General features: G+C 64.7%; 16 protein-coding genes. 8 read left to right on the top strand and 8 right to left on the bottom strand.

The features are described from left to right. Nucleotides 1-89: 89 nt before the first annotated feature. The 3 genes from HU735_RS02570 (at nucleotide 90) to HU735_RS02560 (ending at nucleotide 3,447) form a co-directional block, all read left to right on the top strand. On the top strand, nucleotides 90-1,082 hold the full coding sequence (locus HU735_RS02570) for an AraC family transcriptional regulator (RefSeq protein ID WP_186712278.1): 993 nt from the start codon (nucleotides 90-92) through the stop codon (nucleotides 1,080-1,082). Nucleotides 1,083-1,300: 218 nt separating this feature from the next. After that, a complete protein-coding gene (locus HU735_RS02565; RefSeq protein ID WP_186712277.1) occupies nucleotides 1,301-2,341 on the top strand; it encodes a histone deacetylase family protein in 1,041 nt (346 codons plus the stop codon). A 2-nt stretch (nucleotides 2,342-2,343) separates the two neighbouring features. After that, a complete protein-coding gene (locus HU735_RS02560) occupies nucleotides 2,344-3,447 on the top strand; it encodes an extracellular solute-binding protein (protein ID WP_186712276.1) in 1,104 nt (367 codons plus the stop codon). Nucleotides 3,448-3,520: 73 nt separating this feature from the next. Here the strand turns inward: HU735_RS02560 and HU735_RS02555 are convergent, their stop codons facing one another. Next, nucleotides 3,521-5,047 (bottom strand): PLP-dependent aminotransferase family protein, encoded by a 1,527-nt coding sequence (locus tag HU735_RS02555; protein WP_186712275.1) that lies wholly within the window; start codon nucleotides 5,045-5,047, stop codon nucleotides 3,521-3,523. A 90-nt stretch (nucleotides 5,048-5,137) separates the two neighbouring features. On the opposite strand from HU735_RS02555, the gene HU735_RS02550 reads away from it, so the two are divergent. Genes HU735_RS02550 through HU735_RS02540 form a run of 3 tightly spaced genes read left to right on the top strand, consistent with a single transcriptional unit; the run spans nucleotide 5,138 to nucleotide 6,904 of the window. After that, a complete protein-coding gene (locus HU735_RS02550; RefSeq protein ID WP_186712274.1) occupies nucleotides 5,138-5,767 on the top strand; it encodes an FMN-binding negative transcriptional regulator in 630 nt (209 codons plus the stop codon). Between the two features lie 11 nt (nucleotides 5,768-5,778). Continuing rightward, on the top strand, nucleotides 5,779-6,225 hold the full coding sequence (locus HU735_RS02545; protein ID WP_186712273.1) for a GNAT family N-acetyltransferase: 447 nt from the start codon (nucleotides 5,779-5,781) through the stop codon (nucleotides 6,223-6,225). A 7-nt stretch (nucleotides 6,226-6,232) separates the two neighbouring features. Beyond that, nucleotides 6,233-6,904 carry a GNAT family protein gene (locus HU735_RS02540; RefSeq protein ID WP_186712272.1) on the top strand — a complete coding sequence of 224 codons (672 nt, stop codon included), beginning with the start codon at nucleotides 6,233-6,235 and terminating at the stop codon, nucleotides 6,902-6,904. A 63-nt stretch (nucleotides 6,905-6,967) separates the two neighbouring features. Here HU735_RS02540 and HU735_RS02535 read toward each other — a convergent pair whose 3' ends face one another. The 4 genes from HU735_RS02535 to HU735_RS02520 all read right to left on the bottom strand — a co-directional run bounded on the left by HU735_RS02535 (nucleotide 6,968) and on the right by HU735_RS02520 (nucleotide 12,020). Next, nucleotides 6,968-7,246: a helix-turn-helix transcriptional regulator gene (locus HU735_RS02535; RefSeq protein ID WP_186712271.1), complete on the bottom strand. Its 279-nt coding sequence runs from the start codon at nucleotides 7,244-7,246 to the stop codon at nucleotides 6,968-6,970. Beyond that, nucleotides 7,243-8,568 carry a HipA domain-containing protein gene (locus tag HU735_RS02530; RefSeq protein WP_186712270.1) on the bottom strand — a complete coding sequence of 442 codons (1,326 nt, stop codon included), beginning with the start codon at nucleotides 8,566-8,568 and terminating at the stop codon, nucleotides 7,243-7,245. The genes HU735_RS02535 and HU735_RS02530 overlap by 4 nt, the downstream gene beginning before the upstream one ends. A 216-nt stretch (nucleotides 8,569-8,784) precedes the next feature. Then, nucleotides 8,785-10,593, bottom strand: a complete 1,809-nt coding sequence (gene oadA / locus HU735_RS02525) for a sodium-extruding oxaloacetate decarboxylase subunit alpha (protein ID WP_186712269.1) — start codon at nucleotides 10,591-10,593, stop codon at nucleotides 8,785-8,787. A gap of 11 nt (nucleotides 10,594-10,604) precedes the next feature. Next, on the bottom strand, nucleotides 10,605-12,020 hold the full coding sequence (locus HU735_RS02520) for an acetyl-CoA carboxylase biotin carboxylase subunit (RefSeq protein WP_050707570.1): 1,416 nt from the start codon (nucleotides 12,018-12,020) through the stop codon (nucleotides 10,605-10,607). Between the two features lie 204 nt (nucleotides 12,021-12,224). On the opposite strand from HU735_RS02520, the gene HU735_RS02515 reads away from it, so the two are divergent. Further along, on the top strand, nucleotides 12,225-13,172 hold the full coding sequence (locus tag HU735_RS02515; RefSeq protein ID WP_186712268.1) for a LysR family transcriptional regulator: 948 nt from the start codon (nucleotides 12,225-12,227) through the stop codon (nucleotides 13,170-13,172). On the opposite strand, the gene HU735_RS02510 is transcribed toward HU735_RS02515, so the two are convergent. Continuing rightward, nucleotides 13,114-13,332, bottom strand: a complete 219-nt coding sequence (locus HU735_RS02510) for a hypothetical protein (protein WP_186712267.1) — start codon at nucleotides 13,330-13,332, stop codon at nucleotides 13,114-13,116. The genes HU735_RS02515 and HU735_RS02510 overlap by 59 nt on opposite strands. A gap of 161 nt (nucleotides 13,333-13,493) precedes the next feature. Next, a complete protein-coding gene (hexR, locus tag HU735_RS02505; RefSeq protein WP_023630201.1) occupies nucleotides 13,494-14,360 on the bottom strand; it encodes a transcriptional regulator HexR in 867 nt (288 codons plus the stop codon). A 103-nt stretch (nucleotides 14,361-14,463) separates the two neighbouring features. Here hexR and zwf point away from each other — a divergent pair, with 103 nt between their 5' ends. After that, the gene (zwf, locus tag HU735_RS02500) at nucleotides 14,464-15,906 is read left to right on the top strand and encodes a glucose-6-phosphate dehydrogenase (RefSeq protein WP_186712266.1); all 1,443 of its coding nucleotides are present in this window, start codon (nucleotides 14,464-14,466) and stop codon (nucleotides 15,904-15,906) included. Here the strand turns inward: zwf and HU735_RS02495 are convergent. Next, nucleotides 15,903-18,779, bottom strand: coding sequence for an EAL domain-containing protein (locus tag HU735_RS02495; RefSeq protein WP_186712265.1), 2,877 nt, complete (start codon nucleotides 18,777-18,779; stop codon nucleotides 15,903-15,905). The two genes, zwf and HU735_RS02495, sit on opposite strands and share 4 nt — an antisense overlap. Nucleotides 18,780-18,886 lie beyond the last annotated feature (107 nt).

The raw sequence follows: 18,886 nt of genomic DNA, 5'->3' as shown, positions 1-18,886 counted from the left end.
TATGCCTGCGCTTCAATCCCTGCGCGGTCCCTGTAGGAGCGGCATACAACTTGCTCACTAAAGCTTCTCAGCCCAATGGGACGCCGAGCATGCTGCACAGCCACCTCACCACCCTCAACGCGGTTTCGCTGATCCTCCAGGTGTTCCAGGAGGCCGGCGTCGACCCGCGGCAGTTGCTCGCCGGCAGCGGCATAGGCCCGGCGGACATGGGCCACGCCGATGCGCGCATCACCACCCAACAGGAGCTGCAGGTGTGCGCCAACGCTGTGGTCCGGCGTGAGGACATCGGCCTGGAACTGGGCCGGCGGATGCATGTGTCGTGCTATGGGATGCTGGGTTACGCCCTGCTCTCCAGTGCCACTTTGGGTGACGCCCTGCGCCTGGCGCTGAGTTATCCGGCACTGCTGGGAACAGTCTTCCAACTGCGCCTGGTGGACGACGGCCAGCGGGTCTGGCTCTGCGCCAGCGATCATTACGACGCCCCCGGCCTTGCCGCCTTCAACGCCGAGTTCTGCCTGGTGTCGCTTAAAGTGATCTGCGATGACCTGCTCGGCCGCCCGCTGCCACTGCTGGCGGCGCGCTTCGAACACTCGCGCCCCGGCTACCACGCGCTCTACGACGGTGCGTTCCAGTGCCCGCTCGGCTTCGAGGCCGGCGACAACGCCTTCGCCTTCGAGCGCCGCTGGCTGGACATGCCGCTGCCGCTGGCCGACCCGATCACCCACAAGGCCATGGGCGAACGCTGCCGACGGCTGAACCTGGAGTTCACCGGACGCCAAGCCTGGCTCGGGCGCATTCGCCAGTTGCTGGTCCAACAGCTGGATGCCGCTCCCGGGCTGGAGGGCCTGGCACGGCAGATGAACTGCTCGTCGCGCACCTTGCGCCGGCACCTGCAGGCGTTGGGTAGCAGTTATCAACAACTGCTGGATGAGCTGCGCTTCGAGCGGGCCAAGCAACTGCTGGCCGAAGACCAGATGCCGATCTATCGCATTGCCGAATCGCTGGGGTTCAGCGAGACCGCGAGTTTCAGGCATGCCTTCCAGCGCTGGAGCGGCGTGGCGCCCAGTCATTTCCGCGGTTGACCCTACCGGCCTCTTCGCGGGCAAGCCCGCTCCCACAGGTACCGCGTCGGGCTCAAGATCAACGCCGCACCTGTGGGAGCGGGTTTACCCGCGAAGAGGTCGGAACAAGCAGCCTCGTACTTGGCCACATCAATCCCCTTTTGGCCGTTTGCATCGTTCTCCCTCCGTTGGCCGCCCACCAGAATGGCCTCACGCCAGTCATAAACGGAGAACAACACGTGCTGACGATCTATTCCGATGACCACCGCCTGCACCATGGCCGCTGCGAGCTGATCGATGGCCAGCTGATGCCCTGCTTCGAAATGCCCTCCCGCGCCGATCACGTCCTGGAGCAGGTGCAAAGGCGCAACCTCGGCCCCGTGCAAGGCCCCACCGACTTCGGTCGCGCCCCGCTGCAGCGCATCCACAGCGCCGACTACCTGAACTTCTTCGAAGGCGCCTGGGCCCGCTGGGCCGCACTGGGCCACGACGGCGACCTGCTGCCCTTCACCTGGCCGGCGCGCACCCTGCGCCAGGTCAAGCCCACCGGCCTGCACGGCGAACTCGGCTACTACAGCTTCGATGCCGGCGCGCCGATCACCGCCGGTACCTGGCAGGCCGCCTACAGCGCAGCGCAAGTGGCCCTGACCGCCCAGGCCGCGATCCAGCAAGGCGCCCACGCGGCCTTCGCCCTGTGCCGCCCGCCGGGACACCACGCCGCCGCCGAGGTGATGGGTGGCTACTGCTACCTGAACAACGCCGCCATCGCCGCCCAGGCCTTCCTCGACCAGGGCCGGCGCAAGGTGGCCATCCTCGATGTCGACTACCACCACGGCAACGGCACCCAGGACATCTTCTACACCCGCAACGATGTGTTCTTCGCCTCGATCCACGGCGACCCACAGGACGAGTTCCCGTTCTTCCTGGGCTATGCCGACGAGGTCGGTGAAGGCGCGGGCGAAGGCTGCAACATCAACTACCCACTACCCGCCGGCAGTGACTGGGCGGCCTGGAGCGCGGCCCTGGAAGACGCCTGCCAGCGCATCGCCGCCTACGACGCCGAGGTGCTGGTGATCTCCCTCGGCGTGGACACCTTCAAGGACGACCCGATTTCCCAGTTCAAGCTCGACAGCCCGGACTACCTGGCGATGGGCAAGCGCATCGCCCGGCTGGGAAAGCCGACCTTGTTCGTGATGGAGGGCGGCTACGCCGTGGAGGAAATCGGCATCAACGCGGTCAATGTGCTGGAAGGCTTCCAGCGCGCCCAGCCAGGAGCCTGAACATGGTCCGACTCAAGCGTCTGCTCGCCCCGCTCATCGCCACCGGCCTGCTCGCCGGCGCGCTCCAGGCCCACGCCGACCAGCGCACCCTGCGGGTCTACAACTGGTTCGACTACATCACCCCGCAGACCCTCACCGACTTCCAGAAGGACAGCGGGGTGAAGCTGGTCTACGACATCTTCGACACCAACGAGGCGCTGGAGGCCAAGCTGCTGACCGGCAACTCCGGCTACGACGTGGTGGTGCCATCCAATGTGTTCCTCGCCAAGCAGATCGAGGCCGGCGTGTTCCAGCCGCTCGATCGCGCCAAGCTGCCCAACTGGCAACACCTGGACCCGGCGCTGATGAAGCTGATCGAGGCCAACGATCCCGGCAACAAGTTCGCCGTGCCCTACATGTACGGCACCGTGCTGATCGGCTTCAACCCGGACAAGGTCAAGGCCGTGCTCGGCGACAACGCCCCGGTGGACAGCTGGGACCTGATCTTCAAGCCGGAGAACATCGCCAAGCTCAAGCAGTGCGGCGTGGCGCTGCTCGACTCGCCGTCGGAGATCCTGCCGCTGGCCCTGTCGTACCTGGGCCTGGACCCCAACAGCGGCAAGCCGGCCGACTACCAGAAGGCCCAGGACTTGCTGCTGAAGATCCGCCCGCATGTCACCTACTTCCACTCGTCCAAGTACATGGCCGACATCGCCAACGGCGACATCTGCGTGGCAGTGGGTTACTCGGGCAGCTTCTCCCAGGCCGCCAACCGCGCCCGCGAGGCGAAGAATGGTGTGACGGTGGACATGCGCCTGCCCAGGGAAGGCGCACCGATCTGGTTCGACATGCTGGCGATCCCGAAGAACGCGGCCAACCCGGAGGATGCCCATGCCTTCATCAACTACCTGCTGCGGCCTGAGGTGATCGCGCCGATCAGCGATTTCGTCGGCTACCCGAACCCGAACAAGGATGCGAACGACAAGGTCAGCCCAGCGATCCGCAACAACCCGAACCTGTACCCGACGGCGGAGGCGATGGCCAAGCTGTATACCTTGAAGCCGTTGCCACGGGATGCCGAGCGGGCACGCACCCGGGCCTGGACCAAGATCAAGTCGGGAACCTGACCTCATCGCGGGGCAAGCTAGCTCATACAAGGACCATCCAAGTCTGCGTGGGGGTAGGCTTGCCCCGCGATGCCTACCTCCAGGCCTTGCGCAGACGCATCAACGCATCCGCGATCTGCGCCTCCGGCACCGCCGCGAACCCCAGCACCAGCCCTGCCCTTTTATCCACAGGCTCTTCGCTGTCCTCCAGCCAGTAGCTGCTCAGCGGATTGACCTCCACCCCTACCGCTTCCGCCAGAGCCACCAGTTCCTGTTCCCGCGCGAAGTTATCCACATCCACCTTCACATGCAGCCCCGCCGCTACCACCGGCATGGCCCCCAGCCCCGGCACGTCCTGGGGCCAGCCGGCCTTGAGCACATTGCGCCGCGCCAGCGCAGCCCGGCGCATGCGGCGGATATGCCGCTGGAAATGCCCTTGGGCCATGAACTGCGCCATCACGCACTGGGTGCCGACCTCCGAATGGCGCACCGCCAGCGCCCGACATTGACTGAACGCCTGCACCAGGCGCCCGGGAAGCACCAGGTATCCCAGGCGCAGGGCCGGCAGGGCGATCTTGCCGAAGGTCCCCACGTACAGCACGCGCCCTTGGCGGTCCAGCGCGGCCAGTGGCGCCAGCGGCGCACCGCTGTAACGGTACTCGCCGTCGTAGTCGTCCTCGAGGATCCAGCCATCCTGGCGTTCGGCCCAGGCCAGCAGCGACAGGCGACGGGCCAGGCTCATGGTGACGCCCGTGGGGTACTGGTGGGCAGGCGTCACATAGGCCAGCCGGCACTCGGGCATCTCGGCCAGCCTCGCGCAGTCCATGCCCTCGGCATCCACCGGCACCCCCCTGAGCGTCGCCCCGGTCATCGCGAAGGCATGCCCGGCAGCCCGGTACCCCGGGTTTTCCACAGCCACGCCATCGCCGGGCTGCAACAGCAGCTGTGCACAAAGGCTGATGGCCTCCTGCGCGCCACTGGTGATCACAATTTGTTCAGCCGTGCAGGAAAGCCCACGCGAGCGTCGCAGGTAGGTGGCAATCAGTTCGCGCAGTTGCCACTCACCCGCCGGATCACCATAACCCAGCATCGCCGGGTCGGGATTTCTCCAGAAACCCGCTTGTAGCTTGGCCCACACCTCGAATGGGAATAGATCGAACGCCGGCACACCCACGCGAAAAGCCTTGGGTGCCCCACCTCTTGGCAGCGGCAGATGATGATTTTTCAGACGTTGCAGGGGCTCGCTGATGACCGCCTGGCTGGATAAATCCTCAGTATCCTCGGCACGAAATGTGGATAAGTCTGTTGATAAACCCAGGGATAACCCTGTTGATAATTGTGTGGATAGTTTTGGTAGCTGGCTCACATAGGTGCCATCGCCAACCCGGCTCTCGATGAAGCCTTCGGCATACAGCTGGTCGTAGGCCCTTACCACGCTGTTGCGCGACAGCGTCAGCATCGCCGCCAGATCGCGGGTGGCCGGTAACCGCGTGCCGCTGCCCAGGCGCCCATCCAGCACCCTGGCGCGCAAGGCATGGTAGAGCTGCTGGCTCAGCCCGCGGCGGCGGTCCAGGACGATACCCGTAGGGTCGAAAGGCAGAGGATGGCAACGTTCGATCATGGCATTGGACCTATGAAAACAGCCGTGAATGGCTCTTACCCAGAGCCAATAGCCTGCCTAGCATGGAGCCATTCAACAAGGACATCCAGCATGTACAACAACAAGCCCCACCAGGAACACGACCTCGAGCGCCTGCACCGGCACATGCTGCAAACCCGCCTGGCGCTGCTGGTCAGCCAGGGTGAACAGGGCCTGCTGGCCACCCACCTGCCCGTACTGGTCGAGACCGGCGAAGGCGAGTTCGGTACGGTCTACGCCCACCTGGCCCGGGCCAACCGCCAGTGGCAGGACCTGGAGCAAGGGGGCGAGGCGCTGCTGGTGTTTCCCGGTGCCGATGCCTACGTCAGCCCGAGCTACTACCCGAGCAAGGCGGACAACCCCAAAGTCGTGCCGACCTGGAACTACCTGGCAGTACACGCCTACGGCCCGGTCGAAGTTATCCACAACGCCAAGTCGTTGCTGGACATCGTCACCCGCCTCACCGACCGCCATGAACAGGGCCGCAGCGAGCCCTGGACAGTGTCCGACGCCCCAGGCGACTACCTCGACGGCATGCTCCGCGCCATCGTCGGCATCCGCCTGCCCATCAGCCGCCTGCAAGGTGCGCGCAAGCTGAGCCAGAACCGTTCGGCGCAGGACATTGCCGGCGTGCGCGAAGGCCTTGGCGCCAGCAATGACCACCTGGACAACCAACTCGCCGCGCACATGCGCGATCTCTGAAGGAAACGCCCATGACCCACGTTACCCTGCGCCCGGTCGGCGCCCACGATCACGCTGCCTGGCGCTCCCTGTGGCAGGCCTACCTGCGCTTCTACCAGACCGAACTGGCCGACGAGATCTACCTCAGCACCTGGCAGCGCCTGCTCGACCCCAGCGAGCCCACCCATTCGACCCTGGCCTGGGTCGACGGCAAGGCGGTGGGCCTGGTCAACTTCATCTACCATCGCACCAACTGGAGCATCCAGAATTCCTGCTACCTGCAGGACCTCTACGTGGACAGCGAGCAACGCGGCATGGGTATCGGCCGCCAGCTGATCGAGCATGTCTACGCGACGGCCAAGGCCGCCGACTGCACGAGGGTGCACTGGCTGACCCACGAGACCAATGCCACCGCCATCAGCCTGTACGAACAGGTCGCCGATCGGCCGGGCTTCATTCAATTCCGCAAAGCACTGTAGGCCGAACATGAACGACGCATTGAACTGGAAGCCCGCTGGCACCCCCAAGGCCGAGCCCCTCGAAGGCCGTTTCATCCGCCTGGAAAAACTCGACCCGGCCCGCCATGGCGACGACCTCTGGGAAGTACTGCAAGGCCCGGGCTCGGACCCGGTGCTGTGGGACTACCTGCCCTACGGCCCGTTTGCCGAGCGCGCCGGCTTCGACCATTGGCTGCAAGGCAACGCCGCCAGCCGCGACCCGCTGTTCTACAGCGTGATCGACCGCGCCAGCGGCCAGGTTCAAGGCATCCTCAGCTACATGTCGATCGTCCCGGAACAGGGTCGCTTCGAGATCGGCCACATCGCCTTCGGCGCCGCCATGCAGCGCACGCCGAAAGGCACCGAGGCGGTGTACCTGCTGGGCAAGCTGGGCTTCGAGCTGGGCAACCGCCGGCTGGAATGGAAGTGCAACGACGCCAATGCCCGCTCCAAGCGCGCGGCGGAGCGCTTCGGCTTCATCTTCGAAGGGGTGTTTCGTCAGCACATGGTGGTCAAGGACCGCAACCGGGATACGGCCTGGTATTCGATTACCGACGGCGAATGGCCGGCGGTGGCGGCGGGGTTCGAGCGCTGGTTGAGTGTGGATAACCAGCAACCTGAAGGTCAGGTGAGGACGCTGGAGGCCTGTCGCCAGGGCTGACCGCATCGCGGGGCAAGCCCGCTCCCACGTTCATGCGTGGGAGCAGACTTGCCCCCAAGGCCCTCATCTGATCTGACGATGACGCCTGACGACGCCCATCTGCAGCCCGAACGGCTTGAAGACCGCATTCAGCGATTTGAGCGTGGGGTTGCCCTCCCCCTGTTCGATCTGGATCAACGTGCGAACCGAAACCTTGCACATCCGCGCAAACTGGGTCTGCTGCATCTTCGCGACTTCCGTACGCAAGCGCCTGACCGCTGCGCCCAGCTCCAGGCTGCCGTCGGCGATTCCTTCGCGCACACCGTCGATCAACAACCCGCGGGCATCGATGGATACCGTCATGCCAACCCCCACTCGGCCATCCGCCGCTCAAGCTTGCCCAGCGCAATCGCCGGGTGATTCATGACCCTGCTTGCCAACCCCAGTTCGCTCAGGATATCGGGCAATGCCAACAACTGGCGGGCATCCTCGCGCAAACGCTGATACGCCTGCTCCGGGTCAATGACCGAGGCCAGGGCGTCGCACACCGCCATCCAGTCGATTTCACCAGCCCGCTCGATCGGCACTGGCCATTTGGTTGTCCGGGTTACCCCCTCCTGGTCCATCACCATCGGAGCAAGGTCATAGATCGGCGCCAGACGCACCGCATCGCGGGTGCGGATGATGGCGGTATTGCGTCCATGGTTGTCGGCGTTGCCCAGGATCTTGTTGATCAGGTCGCGGCGCAGGTAGTCCGCAATCAGCCCAGGCACCTGATCCGACTGCCCAGCCTCACGCCATAGGGCGACAAGGGTATCGATCACTTCCAGGTGGCCCATGCGGCTGCCGGACTCGGTCACGCCGCACAACGAGTAGACCGACTCCACCGCAAGGCGCTGCACCCCCTCTGCGGACACCTTACGATCAAAGCGCGCCATCCAGAGGCTGGGCTTGCGGCCCTCCTCCAACGCCATATGTTCACTGGCGACCGTATCAATACCTAAACGCTGCAAGGCTTTGTAGTAGAGGTGCTCGGCTCGCAGAATCTCCTGGTCATCGACCAGTGCCTGGTTTCTGGCAAATTTGATGAACCAGTGACGGTGAGCGTGTTCGTCGGCAAGCACGGCATCCGGGTACAACTGCCCGGTTTCGTCCTCGGTCATCAACAGCTTCGGCGCTTCTCCGCCAGCACCGGTCGCACCGCCAATGGCCGCTCCCTGCTCATAGGCGTACTCGAGAAAGCGCTGATCCCGGGAAACGACATCCTCGCGGGTAAAACCGATGGGGCTTGCCAGATCCAGTTGCTCGAAGGACTCCTTGATGCGCAGGTTGCCGATCGGCGCAGGGGTGGAACGCCCAAGCAGAAACAGGTCCTCTCCCATGCCGGCCGGCTTCTCGCGGCCAATATGCTTGAGCAGGAAACGCTTGGCGGCACCAGCAGGCGCGATGTCGTAAAGGAATGCAGGGGCGTGGGGCAGGCGATGGCTGCCAAAATCCACCGGCAGCCTTGCACTCGCCGCCCGGCAGAACAGGCTGTCATAGCCATCTGGATTCGCCCTGACGTAATCGGACAGATAGCCAAACTCGCAAGGGCTGGCGAGGCTGTGCTCCGGCTGTGCGAAGGCCATCGCCAAAGCGTCCTGCCACTTGCCGTCGTCATGGAGCTGGAGCGTAAGTCTGTGCATGGGCCGCCTGTGATTGACTGCATGTGAACGGGTCAACCATTCATTCGATATGCAGCATAGTGCAGATTTTTATAAAAACCCAACAGGCAATCTGTATTAAAATGCATAAAAATTAAAACTTTTACGTCTTCTTCTGCAAAACAGTGCAGATGGAATGACAAAAAAAGGGGAGCATCCGCTCCCCAGAGGTTAACCGCTTGCAGATGAAGGCTTCTGTCAGCCTTCGATCTCGATCAGGATCTCGCCCGGGGTCACCCGGTCGCCCTTGGCTACGTGGATGGCCACGACCTTGCCGGCGATGGCCGCCTGGACTTCGGTCTCCATCTTCATCGCCTCGGTGATCAGCACCGCCTGGCCGGCCTTGACCACATCGCCTTCCTTGACCAGCACATCGACGATGTTGCCCGGCATGCTGGTGCTGACATGGCCCGGCTCGCTGGCCTGCTTGCGCTTGCTGCCGCCACCGCCGACGAACTCGTTGAGCGGCTCGAACACCACTTCTTCCGGCATGCCGTCGATGGACAGGTAGAAGTGGCGCTTGCCTTCGGCCTTGACGCCAACGCCGGTGATGTCGACGCGGTAGGTCTCGCCGTGCACGTCGATGACGAACTCGGTCGGCACGCCCTCACCGCCCACCGAACCCACCGCGCCGGCTTCCGGAATCGGCAGCAGGGCTTCGGGCTTGAGGGTGCCGGCTTCGCGTTCCTCGAGGAACTTGCGGCCAATGTCGGGGAACATGGCGAAGGTCAGTACGTCTTCCTCGGATTGCGCCAGGCTGCCGATATCGGCACGCAGCTTGGCCATCTCCGGCTTGAGCAGGTCGGCCGGGCGCACGTCGATCACTTCCTCGCTACCGATCGCCTGGCGGCGCAGCTGCTCGTTGACCACGCCCGGGGCCTTGCCGTAACCGCCCTGCAGGTACAGCTTCACCTCGTTGGTGATGGTCTTGTAGCGCTCGCCAGCCAGCACGTTGAAGAACGCCTGGGTACCGACGATCTGCGAGGTCGGGGTCACCAGCGGCGGGAAGCCGAGGTCTTCACGAACGCGCGGGATCTCTGCCAGCACTTCGTTCATGCGGTTGAGCGCGCCCTGCTCCTTGAGCTGGTTGGCCAGGTTGGAAATCATCCCGCCCGGCACCTGGTTGACCTGCACGCGGGTGTCCACGGCGGTGAACTCGCTCTCGAACTGGTGATACTTCTTGCGCACGGCGTAGAAGTACAGGCCGATCTCCTGCAGCAGTTCCAGGTCCAGGCCGGTGTCGAACTCGCTGCCCTTGAGCGCGGCGACCATCGACTCGGTGCCCGGGTGGCTGGTGCCCCAGGCGAAGCTGGAGATCGCGGTGTCGATATGGTCGGCGCCGTTTTCCACCGCCTTGAGCTGGCACATCGCGGCCAGGCCGGCGGTGTCGTGGGAATGGATGAACACCGGCAGCGACTGCTCGGCCTTCAGCGCCTTGACCAGCTCGCCGGTGGCGAACGGGGTCAGCAGGCCGGCCATGTCCTTGATCGCCACCGAGTCGCAGCCCATGGCTTCCATCTGCTTGGCCTGCTGCACGAAGGCGTCGATGGTGTGCACGGGGCTGGTGGTGTAGGCGATGGTGCCCTGGGCGTGCTTGCCGGCGGCCTTCACTGCCTCGATGGCCACCCGCAGGTTACGCACGTCGTTCATGGCGTCGAAGATGCGGAACACATCGATGCCATTGACCGCCGCCTTGGCGACGAAGGCCTTGACCACGTCGTCGCTGTAGTGGCGGTAGCCCAGCAGGTTCTGCCCGCGCAGGAGCATCTGCAGGCGGGTGTTGGGCAATGCGGCGCGCAGCTTGCGCAGGCGCTCCCACGGGTCTTCCTTGAGGAAGCGCACGCAGGCGTCGAAGGTGGCGCCGCCCCAGACTTCCAGCGACCAGTAGCCGACCTTGTCGAGCTTGTCGCAGATCGGCAGCATGTCTTCGGTGCGCATGCGGGTGGCCAGCAGGGACTGGTGGGCGTCGCGCAGGATCGTGTCGGTGACAAAGATTTTCTTGGACATTGTTCGGTTCCTCACAGGCCTGCGTGCGCGGCGATGGCGGCGGCGATGGCCAGGGCCAGCTCTTCGGGTTTGCGCTTGATCGAGTAGTTGGTCAGTTCAGGGTGGCTTTCGACGAAGCTGGTGTTGAACTGGCCGCTGCGGAATTCCGGATTGCGCAGGATTTCCTGGTAGTACGCGGCGGTGGTCTTCACCCCCTGCACGCGCATGTCGTCCAGGGCCCGCAGGCCGCGGTCCATGGCTTCTTCCCAGGTCAGCGCCCAGACCACCAGTTTCAGGCACATGGAGTCGTAGAACGGCGGGATGGTGTAGCCGGTGTAGATCGCCGTGTCGGTGCGCACGCCGGGGCCGCCGGGGGCGTAGTAGCGGGTGATCTTGCCGAAGCTGGGCAGGAAGTTGTTCTTCGGATCTTCGGCGTTGATGCGGAACTGCAACGCGAAGCCACGGTGCTGGATGTCTTCCTGCTTGATCGACAGCGGCAGGCCGGAGGCGATGCGAATCTGCTCGCGGACGATGTCGATGCCGGTGATTTCCTCGGTGATGGTGTGTTCCACCTGCACCCGGGTGTTCATTTCCATGAAGTACACCTCGCCATCGGCGAGCAGAAACTCCACGGTACCGGCGTTCTCGTAATCCACCGCCTTGGCCGCGCGCACCGCCAGGTCGCCGATGTAGGCGCGCTGCTCGGGGGTCAGCTGCGGGCTCGGGGCAATCTCGATCAGCTTCTGGTTGCGGCGCTGGATCGAGCAGTCGCGTTCGAACAGGTGCACCACGTTGCCGAAGCTGTCACCGAGAATCTGCGCCTCGATATGCTTGGGGTTGACGATGCATTTTTCCAGGAACACTTCCGCCGAGCCGAAGGCCTTGGTGGCCTCGGAGATGACACGGGGGAAGTTCTGCTCCAGCTCTTCACGGCTGTTGCAGCGGCGGATGCCACGCCCGCCACCACCGGAGGTGGCCTTGAGCATCACCGGGTAACCGATGCGGTCGCCTTCACGCAGGGCTTCATGGATATCGGCGACGTTGCCTTCGGTGCCGGGGGTGACCGGGACACCAGCAGCGATCATGGTGCGGCGTGCCTCGGTCTTGTCGCCCATGCGGCGAATGACATCGGCGGCCGGGCCGATGAACTTGATTCCGCGTTCTGCGCAGATCTCCGCAAGCTCGGCGTTTTCCGACAGGAAACCGTAGCCTGGATGCAGGGCATCGCAGCCGGTCTCGACAGCAAGGTTCACCAGCTTGCGCGGGTTCAGGTAGCCGGCCAGGGGCTCGGCACCGATGCTGTAGGCCTCGTCGGCGCGCTTGACGTGCAGGGCGTGACGGTCGGCGTCGGCATAGATCGCGACGGAGCGAATGCCCATCTCGGCGCAGGCACGCACGATCCGAACTGCGATCTCACCCCGGTTGGCGATCAGGATTTTTGTTATCACTGGAGTCTTCCCAAAGCCGTAGGAACAGACGATCCGGTTTTACCGGTCGGCGCGTGACCAGACGTCGCTGGCCAGTCGCATATTCACCCTAGCGCTGAAGGTCGATAAACAAAAATCAATATTTGTTAGGGGCAGTATTAGCAAAAGCTTATAGTGAAGTAACAAGGTTTTGCCGGAGCCCCGTAAAAAATGCGTAAGTCCTTGATGCGTATGACTTTGCGTCAGCTTCAGGTGTTCAACGAGGTGTGTGATCTGCGCTCCTACAGCCGGGCGGCCGAGGAGATGGCACTGACGCAACCCGCCGTTAGTCTACAGATCCGCCAGCTCGAGGAGCTGGTCGGCCAGCCGCTGTTCGAGTACGTCGGCAAGAAGCTCTACCTGACCGAGGCGGCCGAGGCGCTGCAACGCGCCAGCCGCGATATCTTCGGGCGCCTGGAGAACCTCGACATGCAGCTGTCGGACCTGCAGGGCTCATTGCAGGGTCAGCTGAAACTGGCGATCGAATCCAGCGCCAAGTACTTCGTGCCGCACCTGTTCGCCGCCTTCAAGCAGCGCCACCCGGAGGTCAACCTCACCCTCACGGTGGTCAATCGGGCCCAGGCGATCCGGCGCCTGTCGGACAACCGCGACGACCTGACCATCATGTCCATGGTGCCCCAGGACATGGGCCTGGAGTTCCTGCCCTTCCTCAACAACCCGATCGTTGCCGTGGCGCCACCGGATCACCCGCTGTGCAAGCTCGAACAGCTGCGCCTGCAGGACCTTGAGCCTCATGCCCTGCTGGTCCGCGAACAAGGGTCGGGCACGCGCAAGGCCTGCGAGGAGTTCTTCAAGGACAAGCGCGTTCACTTCACCCAGACACTCGAGGTGGCCTCCACGGACGCCCAGCGAGAATGCGTGGTGGCCGGCCTGGGCATCGCCCTGCTGACCCGCCACGCGGTCAACCTGGAGCTGGCCACCGGCGTGCTCAGGGAACTGCCGGTGGAAGAGCTGCCGCTATACCGCAGCTGGTGCCTGGTGCAGTCCAAAAGCAAGCGCCAGTCGCCGGTCGCCTTGGCGTTCCAGGCGTTCATCCGCGGCGAACGTGCGCAGATCAGCGGGCTTGTGGAGCGTTTCTCGGGGAAGTTGCCGCCGATACCTGCCACACCGTGATGTCCTGCAGGTCGGGGTAGTCGGCCAGCTCGCGCAGCAGCTGGCGCTGGTCGCAGTAGCTTTCGATCGCGCGGCGGAACTCCATGCGGCGCTGGTCCTTTTCCTGCTGCTTGCGAGCCTTGGCGTTGGGTTGGTACACACCTGCGTGATCATGTGCCATTGCCTGTCTCCCAGATAGGATGCGGGGAGTTTCAGACTGACCTCAGGGGTTTACCGTTTGGCGGTGGAATAGTGACGAAATGATGAAATCTGCGTGGGAGCGGGCTTGCCCCGCGCTTGCAATCGCGGGGCAAGCCCGCTCCCACGGAAGCTGTGCATCGCTCAGTCGTCGGTGGCCTTGATCGATTTGGGCGACAAACGCAGGCTGCGCAAGCTGCGCTTCACGCTCTTGAGGTGATTGACCAGGCTCGGCCCTCGGGCCATGGCCACGCCCATGGCCAGCACGTCGATCACCACCAGGTGAGCGATACGCGAGGTCAGCGGGGTATAGATTTCAGTGTCTTCATGCACGTCGATGGCCAGGTTGACCGTCGACAATTCGGCCAGCGGCGTCTGGCTCGGGCACAGGGTGATCAGGTTGGCGCCACTTTCACGCACCAGGTTGGCGGTGATCAGCAGGTCCTTGGAGCGCCCCGACTGCGAAATGCACACCGCCACATCGCCCGGCTTCAGGGTGACCGCCGACATCGCCTGCATGTGCGGGTCGGAATAGGCCGCGGCGCTGAGCAGCAGGCGGAAGAACTTGTGCTGGGCATCGGCCGCGACCGCGCCGGAAGCGCCAAAGCCGTAGAACTCCACGCGCTGGGCCTGGGCCATGGCGGTCACCGCCTGCTGTAGCGCCTGCGGGTCGAGGTGCTCGCGCACCTCCATCAGCGTGTGCAGGGTGGTGTCGAAGATCTTCAGGCTGTAGTCGGCGACCGAGTCGTCTTCATGGATGGCGAACTGGCCGAAACTGGCGCCGGCGGCCAGGCTCTGCGCCAGCTTGAGCTTGAGGTCCTGGAAGCCCGAGCAACCGATCGCCCGGCAGAAGCGCACGATGGTCGGCTCGCTGATCCCCACGCTGTGCGCCAGGTCGGCCATCGAGCTGTGCATGACGGCAGCCGGATCGAGCAGCACATGGTCGGCCACTTTGAGTTCCGATTTGCGCAGCAGGTGCCGCGATTGGTCGATATGTTGCAACAGATTCACGGGCTGGACTCGGTTATGATCGGCGTGCCGGGATGTAGCTTTCTTGTAGTTATACTACATGCTTGCCAACCCGCCCAGCTAAACGAACGTGGAGAGTGGTGGTTTGACGATTCCTTGCGACATCCTGGTCTTCGGCGGCACGGGCGACCTGGCCCTGCACAAACTGCTCCCGGCGCTCTACCACCTGTATCGCGAGGCCCGCCTGCACAATGCCGTGCGGATCATCGCCCTGGCCCGGCGCCACCTTTCGCGCAACGACTACCTCAAGCTCGCCGAACGCCATTGCCGGGCGCAGATCGCCCGCCAGGACTTCGACGAGGACGTCTGGCAGCGCTTCTGCGCCCGCCTGGACTACTTCCCCATGGACGCCGCGCAGAGCGCCGACTTCGGCCGCCTCGCCCGCTACCTGGGCGAGCCCGGCGGGCTCACGCGCATCTTCTACCTGGCCACCGCGCCCAAGCTGTTCGTGCCCATCGCCAACCACCTGCGCATCGCCGGCCTTGCCGACAGCGAGGCGCGTATCGTGCTGGAGAAGCCCATCGGTCACTCGCTGGAGTCGGCCACCGCGATCAACGAGGCCATCGGCGCGGTGTTCAGCGAACCGCAGGTATTTCGCATCGACCACTACCTGGGCAAGGAAACCGTGCAGAACCTCATGGCCCTGCGCTTCGCCAATGCCCTGCTGGAGCCGGTGTGGCGCAACGGCCAGGTCGACCATGTGCAGATCAGCGTCTGCGAGACCCTCGGCGTGGAGAACCGCGGCGCCTACTACGACCGTGCCGGCGCCACCCGCGACATGCTGCAGAACCACCTGCTGCAGTTGCTCTGCCTGGTGGCCATGGAGCCGCCGGCGCAGTTCGAGGCCGAGGCGGTGCGCGACGAAAAGGTGAAGATCCTTCGCGCACTCAAGCCCATCACCGGCCAGGACGTGCAGGACAAGACCGTGCGCGGCCAGTACGGCGCCGGCAAGATCGGCGGCCAGGAAGTGCCGGCCTATTACTTCGAGAAGGACGTGGACAACGACAGCGACACCGAGACCTTCGTCGCAGTGCAGGCGCACATCGACAACTGGCGCTGGGCCGGCGTGCCCTTCTACCTGCGCACCGGCAAGCGCATGGCGCGGCGCTCGTCGCAGATCGTCATCCAGTTCAAGCCGGTGCCCCACGAGCTGTTCAGCGGTGGCCAGGTCAACCAGTTGCTGATCCAGCTACAGCCGGACGAGCACATCAGCCTGCGCATGATGACCAAGAGCCCGGGCAAGGGCATGCGCCTGGCACCGGTCGAACTGGACCTGAACCTCGCCCAGGCCTTCGCCCAGACCCGCCGCTGGGACGCCTACGAGCGGCTGTTGCTGGATGTGCTGGAAGGCGACTCGACGCTGTTCATGCGCCGCGACGAGGTCGAGGCCGCCTGGGCCTGGATCGACCCGATCCTGCAAGGCTGGGAGGAACACTTCCAGGCGCCACGCCCCTACCCCGCCGGCAGCAATGGCCCGGAACAGGCCAACAGCCTGCTGACGCGCCAGGGCCAGGCCTGGCACCTTTAGCGCAACAGGTCGGCCGTCGAGCGATCAAGCAGCGCGCGGAACGAGGTCGCGTCCACCGGCCGGCTGATCAGGTAGCCCTGCACCTCATCACAGCCATGTTCGCGCAGGAACTGAAGCTGCTCGCGGGTTTCCACCCCTTCGGCCACCACCTTCAAGCGCAAACTCTTGGCCATGGCAATGATCGCCCGGGTGATCGCCGCGTCCTGAGTCCCTTCTAGCAGACCACGGATGAACGCCTGGTCGATCTTCACGTAGTCCACCGGGAAGCGCTTGAGGTAGCTCAGCGACGAATAGCCGGTGCCGAAGTCGTCGATCGCCAGCTTCACCCCCAGCGCATGCAACTGCTCGAAGGTAGTGATGATGTGCTCGACGCTGTCCAGCAACTGGCTTTCGGTCAGTTCCAACTCCAGCAGGTGCGGCGCCAGGCCGGACTCCTGCAGGACCTGGCGCACCAGGCTGACCAGCTTGCCCTGGCGCAACTGGTACACCGACAGGTTGACCGAAACGCGTACCTCCAGGCCCTGGCGCAACCATTCGCACGCCTGCCAGCAGGCCTGGCGCAGCACGAACTCCCCCATGGGCGCGATCAGCCCGGTCTCTTCTGCCAGGCCGATGAACTCACTGGGTGGCACCATGCCCCACTCGGGGTGCTGCCAGCGCACCAGCGCCTCGGCCGCGTGCAGCTGCCCGGTGCGCAGGCACAGCTTGGGCTGGTAGTAGACCAGCAACTGGCGCTCGTCGATGGCCTTGCGCAGCTGGTTCTCCAGCTGCAGGCGTTCCAGGGTGCTGGCGCGCAGGCTCTCGGTATAGAACTGGAAACTGTCGCCGCCCAGGTGCTTGGCGTGCTGCTTGGCCATGTCGGCCTGGCTGACCAGGGCATTGAGGTCCTGAGTGGCGTCGGACAACAGGCTGATGCCCACCGACGCGCTGATCACCACTTCGTGCCCGCCCACGCGCTGGGGCACGCGCAGCTTGTCGAGCAGCCGGGTGGTGACGCGTACCAGGCTCGACAGGTTGGTGTAGCCGTCGAATAGCACGGCGAACTCGTCGCCGGACAGGCGCGCCACGGTGTCGGCCTCCGGCACTGCGTTGGCCAGGCGCTGGGCCATCTTCTTGAGCAGCTGGTCCGCCAGTTCATGGCCCAGGCTCTCGTTGAGCAGCTTGAAGCGATCCAGGTCCACATGCAGCAGCGCCAGGCTGCGGCCGTTCAGGCGCATGCGCTGCGCCGCCTCGTGCAGGCGCAGGCGGAACAGCGCGCGGTTGGCCAGCCCGGTGAGGTCGTCGTAATGCGCCAGGTAGCGCAGGCGCTCCTCGGATTCGCGGCGCGCGGACAGGTCGGTGAAGAAGCCGACGATATTGACGATCCGTCCCCGTGGGTCATTCACGCTGTTCAGCTGCAGCCACTGCGGGTAGAGCTCGCCGTTCTTGCGCGCCTCGACCAGCTCGCCCTGCCAGCGACCCTGCTGCTCCAGGGCCTGGTCGATGGCCTGGCTGTGGCGCCGGGCATCGCGGCTGCAAGGCAGTTCCAGGGCATTGCGGGCGATCAGCTCGGCCCGGCCGTAGCCGGTGACATCGCAGAAGGCCTGGTTCACCGCCAGCAACTGGAAGTCCGCATCGAGAATGGCGATCCCTTCGCTGGCCGCCTCGAACACCGTCGCGGCCAGGCGCTGCTGCTCTTCCTGTTCCTTCTGCGCGGTGATGTCGCGGCGGGTGCCGAGCATGCGCAGGACCTTGCCCTGGTCATCGGATTCCACCGCCCGCCCACGGTCCTCGATCCAGCACCAGTGCCCCTGGGCGTGGCGTACCCGGTACTCGACCCGGTAGTCCTCGGTGCGCCCCTTGAGGTGCTCGACCAGCGTGCGCCGCAGCACGGGCAGGTCGTCGGGATGCAGCCGTGGCTTGAGGTCGGCACGCACCGAGCGCACCTGCTCCGGATCCAGCCCGAACAGCGCATGCAACTGGGTGTGGTGGACCTCGTCGGTTTCCAGGTTCCAGTCCCACAGCCCGAGTTCGCTAGCTTGCAAGGCCAGGGCCAGGCGCTGCTCGCTCTTGCTCAGGGCCTGGTTGGCCAGGTCCAGTTCATGACTGCGTTGGGCCACGCGCTGTTCGAGGCCGGCATGGGCCTTGCGCAGATCGTCCTCGGCCCGTCGCCGTTGGGCGATCTCTGCGCTGAGCTGGCGGTTGAGGCTTTCGCCATGGCGCTGGGCGTTCTGCAGGTGCTCGATCAGCGCCTGGTTCTGGAAGCGGCGCAGCAGGCCGCGCTCGATCAGGCGATTGACCTGCCAGGCCACCACCATCAGCGCCACCAGCAGGATCAGCCCCAGCCAACCCCAGCCACGCTGATGCCCGGCGTCATAGACGAAGAGAAACGCGATCGGCGGCAGCAGGCACGGCACGGCGAAACTGAGAAACGCCGGCAGGCTGACCGCGTAGGCGACGCTGGCCGACAACGCCGCGGCGCCGAGCAGGCCGAAGACCCAGGCCTGCTGCACGAAGTTGTCCGCCGGCGCCAGGGCGATCACCGCGCTGGCCAAGGTCAGGCCGCTGAAGGCCGAGCCGAACAGGAACATGCGCCGCCAGGTCGGCTTGGCCTGGCGCGCCGGTGTCGCCGCGTCGAAGGCCGCCACCTGGATCACCCGCAGCGCCACCAGCGCCAGCAACCAGGCCATCCACACCCCGACCAGCAGATAGCGCGCAGGGCTCCACAGCAGCCAGGCGCAGAGCAGGCCGTTGAGCAGCATGAACAAGGTGGGCAACAACGAGCCCTGGTACAGCAGGCGAGTACGCTCGATCGACAGCTGGGTGGCGAATTGCCTGCGAACGCTCCTTGTCGTCTCCGGCGATGCTCCGATCGCCCCGCAATCCTGGGTCATATTGGCTGGTTTCTTTTGTGTTCTTGTTATGGCTGACCGCAAATGTGCAGGGAGCATACACAAGCACCGCGTCGGACCAAACTGCTCTGCGTCATGATTTCGAAAAT

It is taken from the genome of Pseudomonas sp. BW16M2, from assembly GCF_014268865.1.
Taxonomy (GTDB): Bacteria; Pseudomonadota; Gammaproteobacteria; order Pseudomonadales; family Pseudomonadaceae; genus Aquipseudomonas; species Aquipseudomonas peradeniyensis.
Note: the sequence above shows the minus strand (reverse complement) of the source record. Positions and strands in the feature narration are given on the sequence as shown.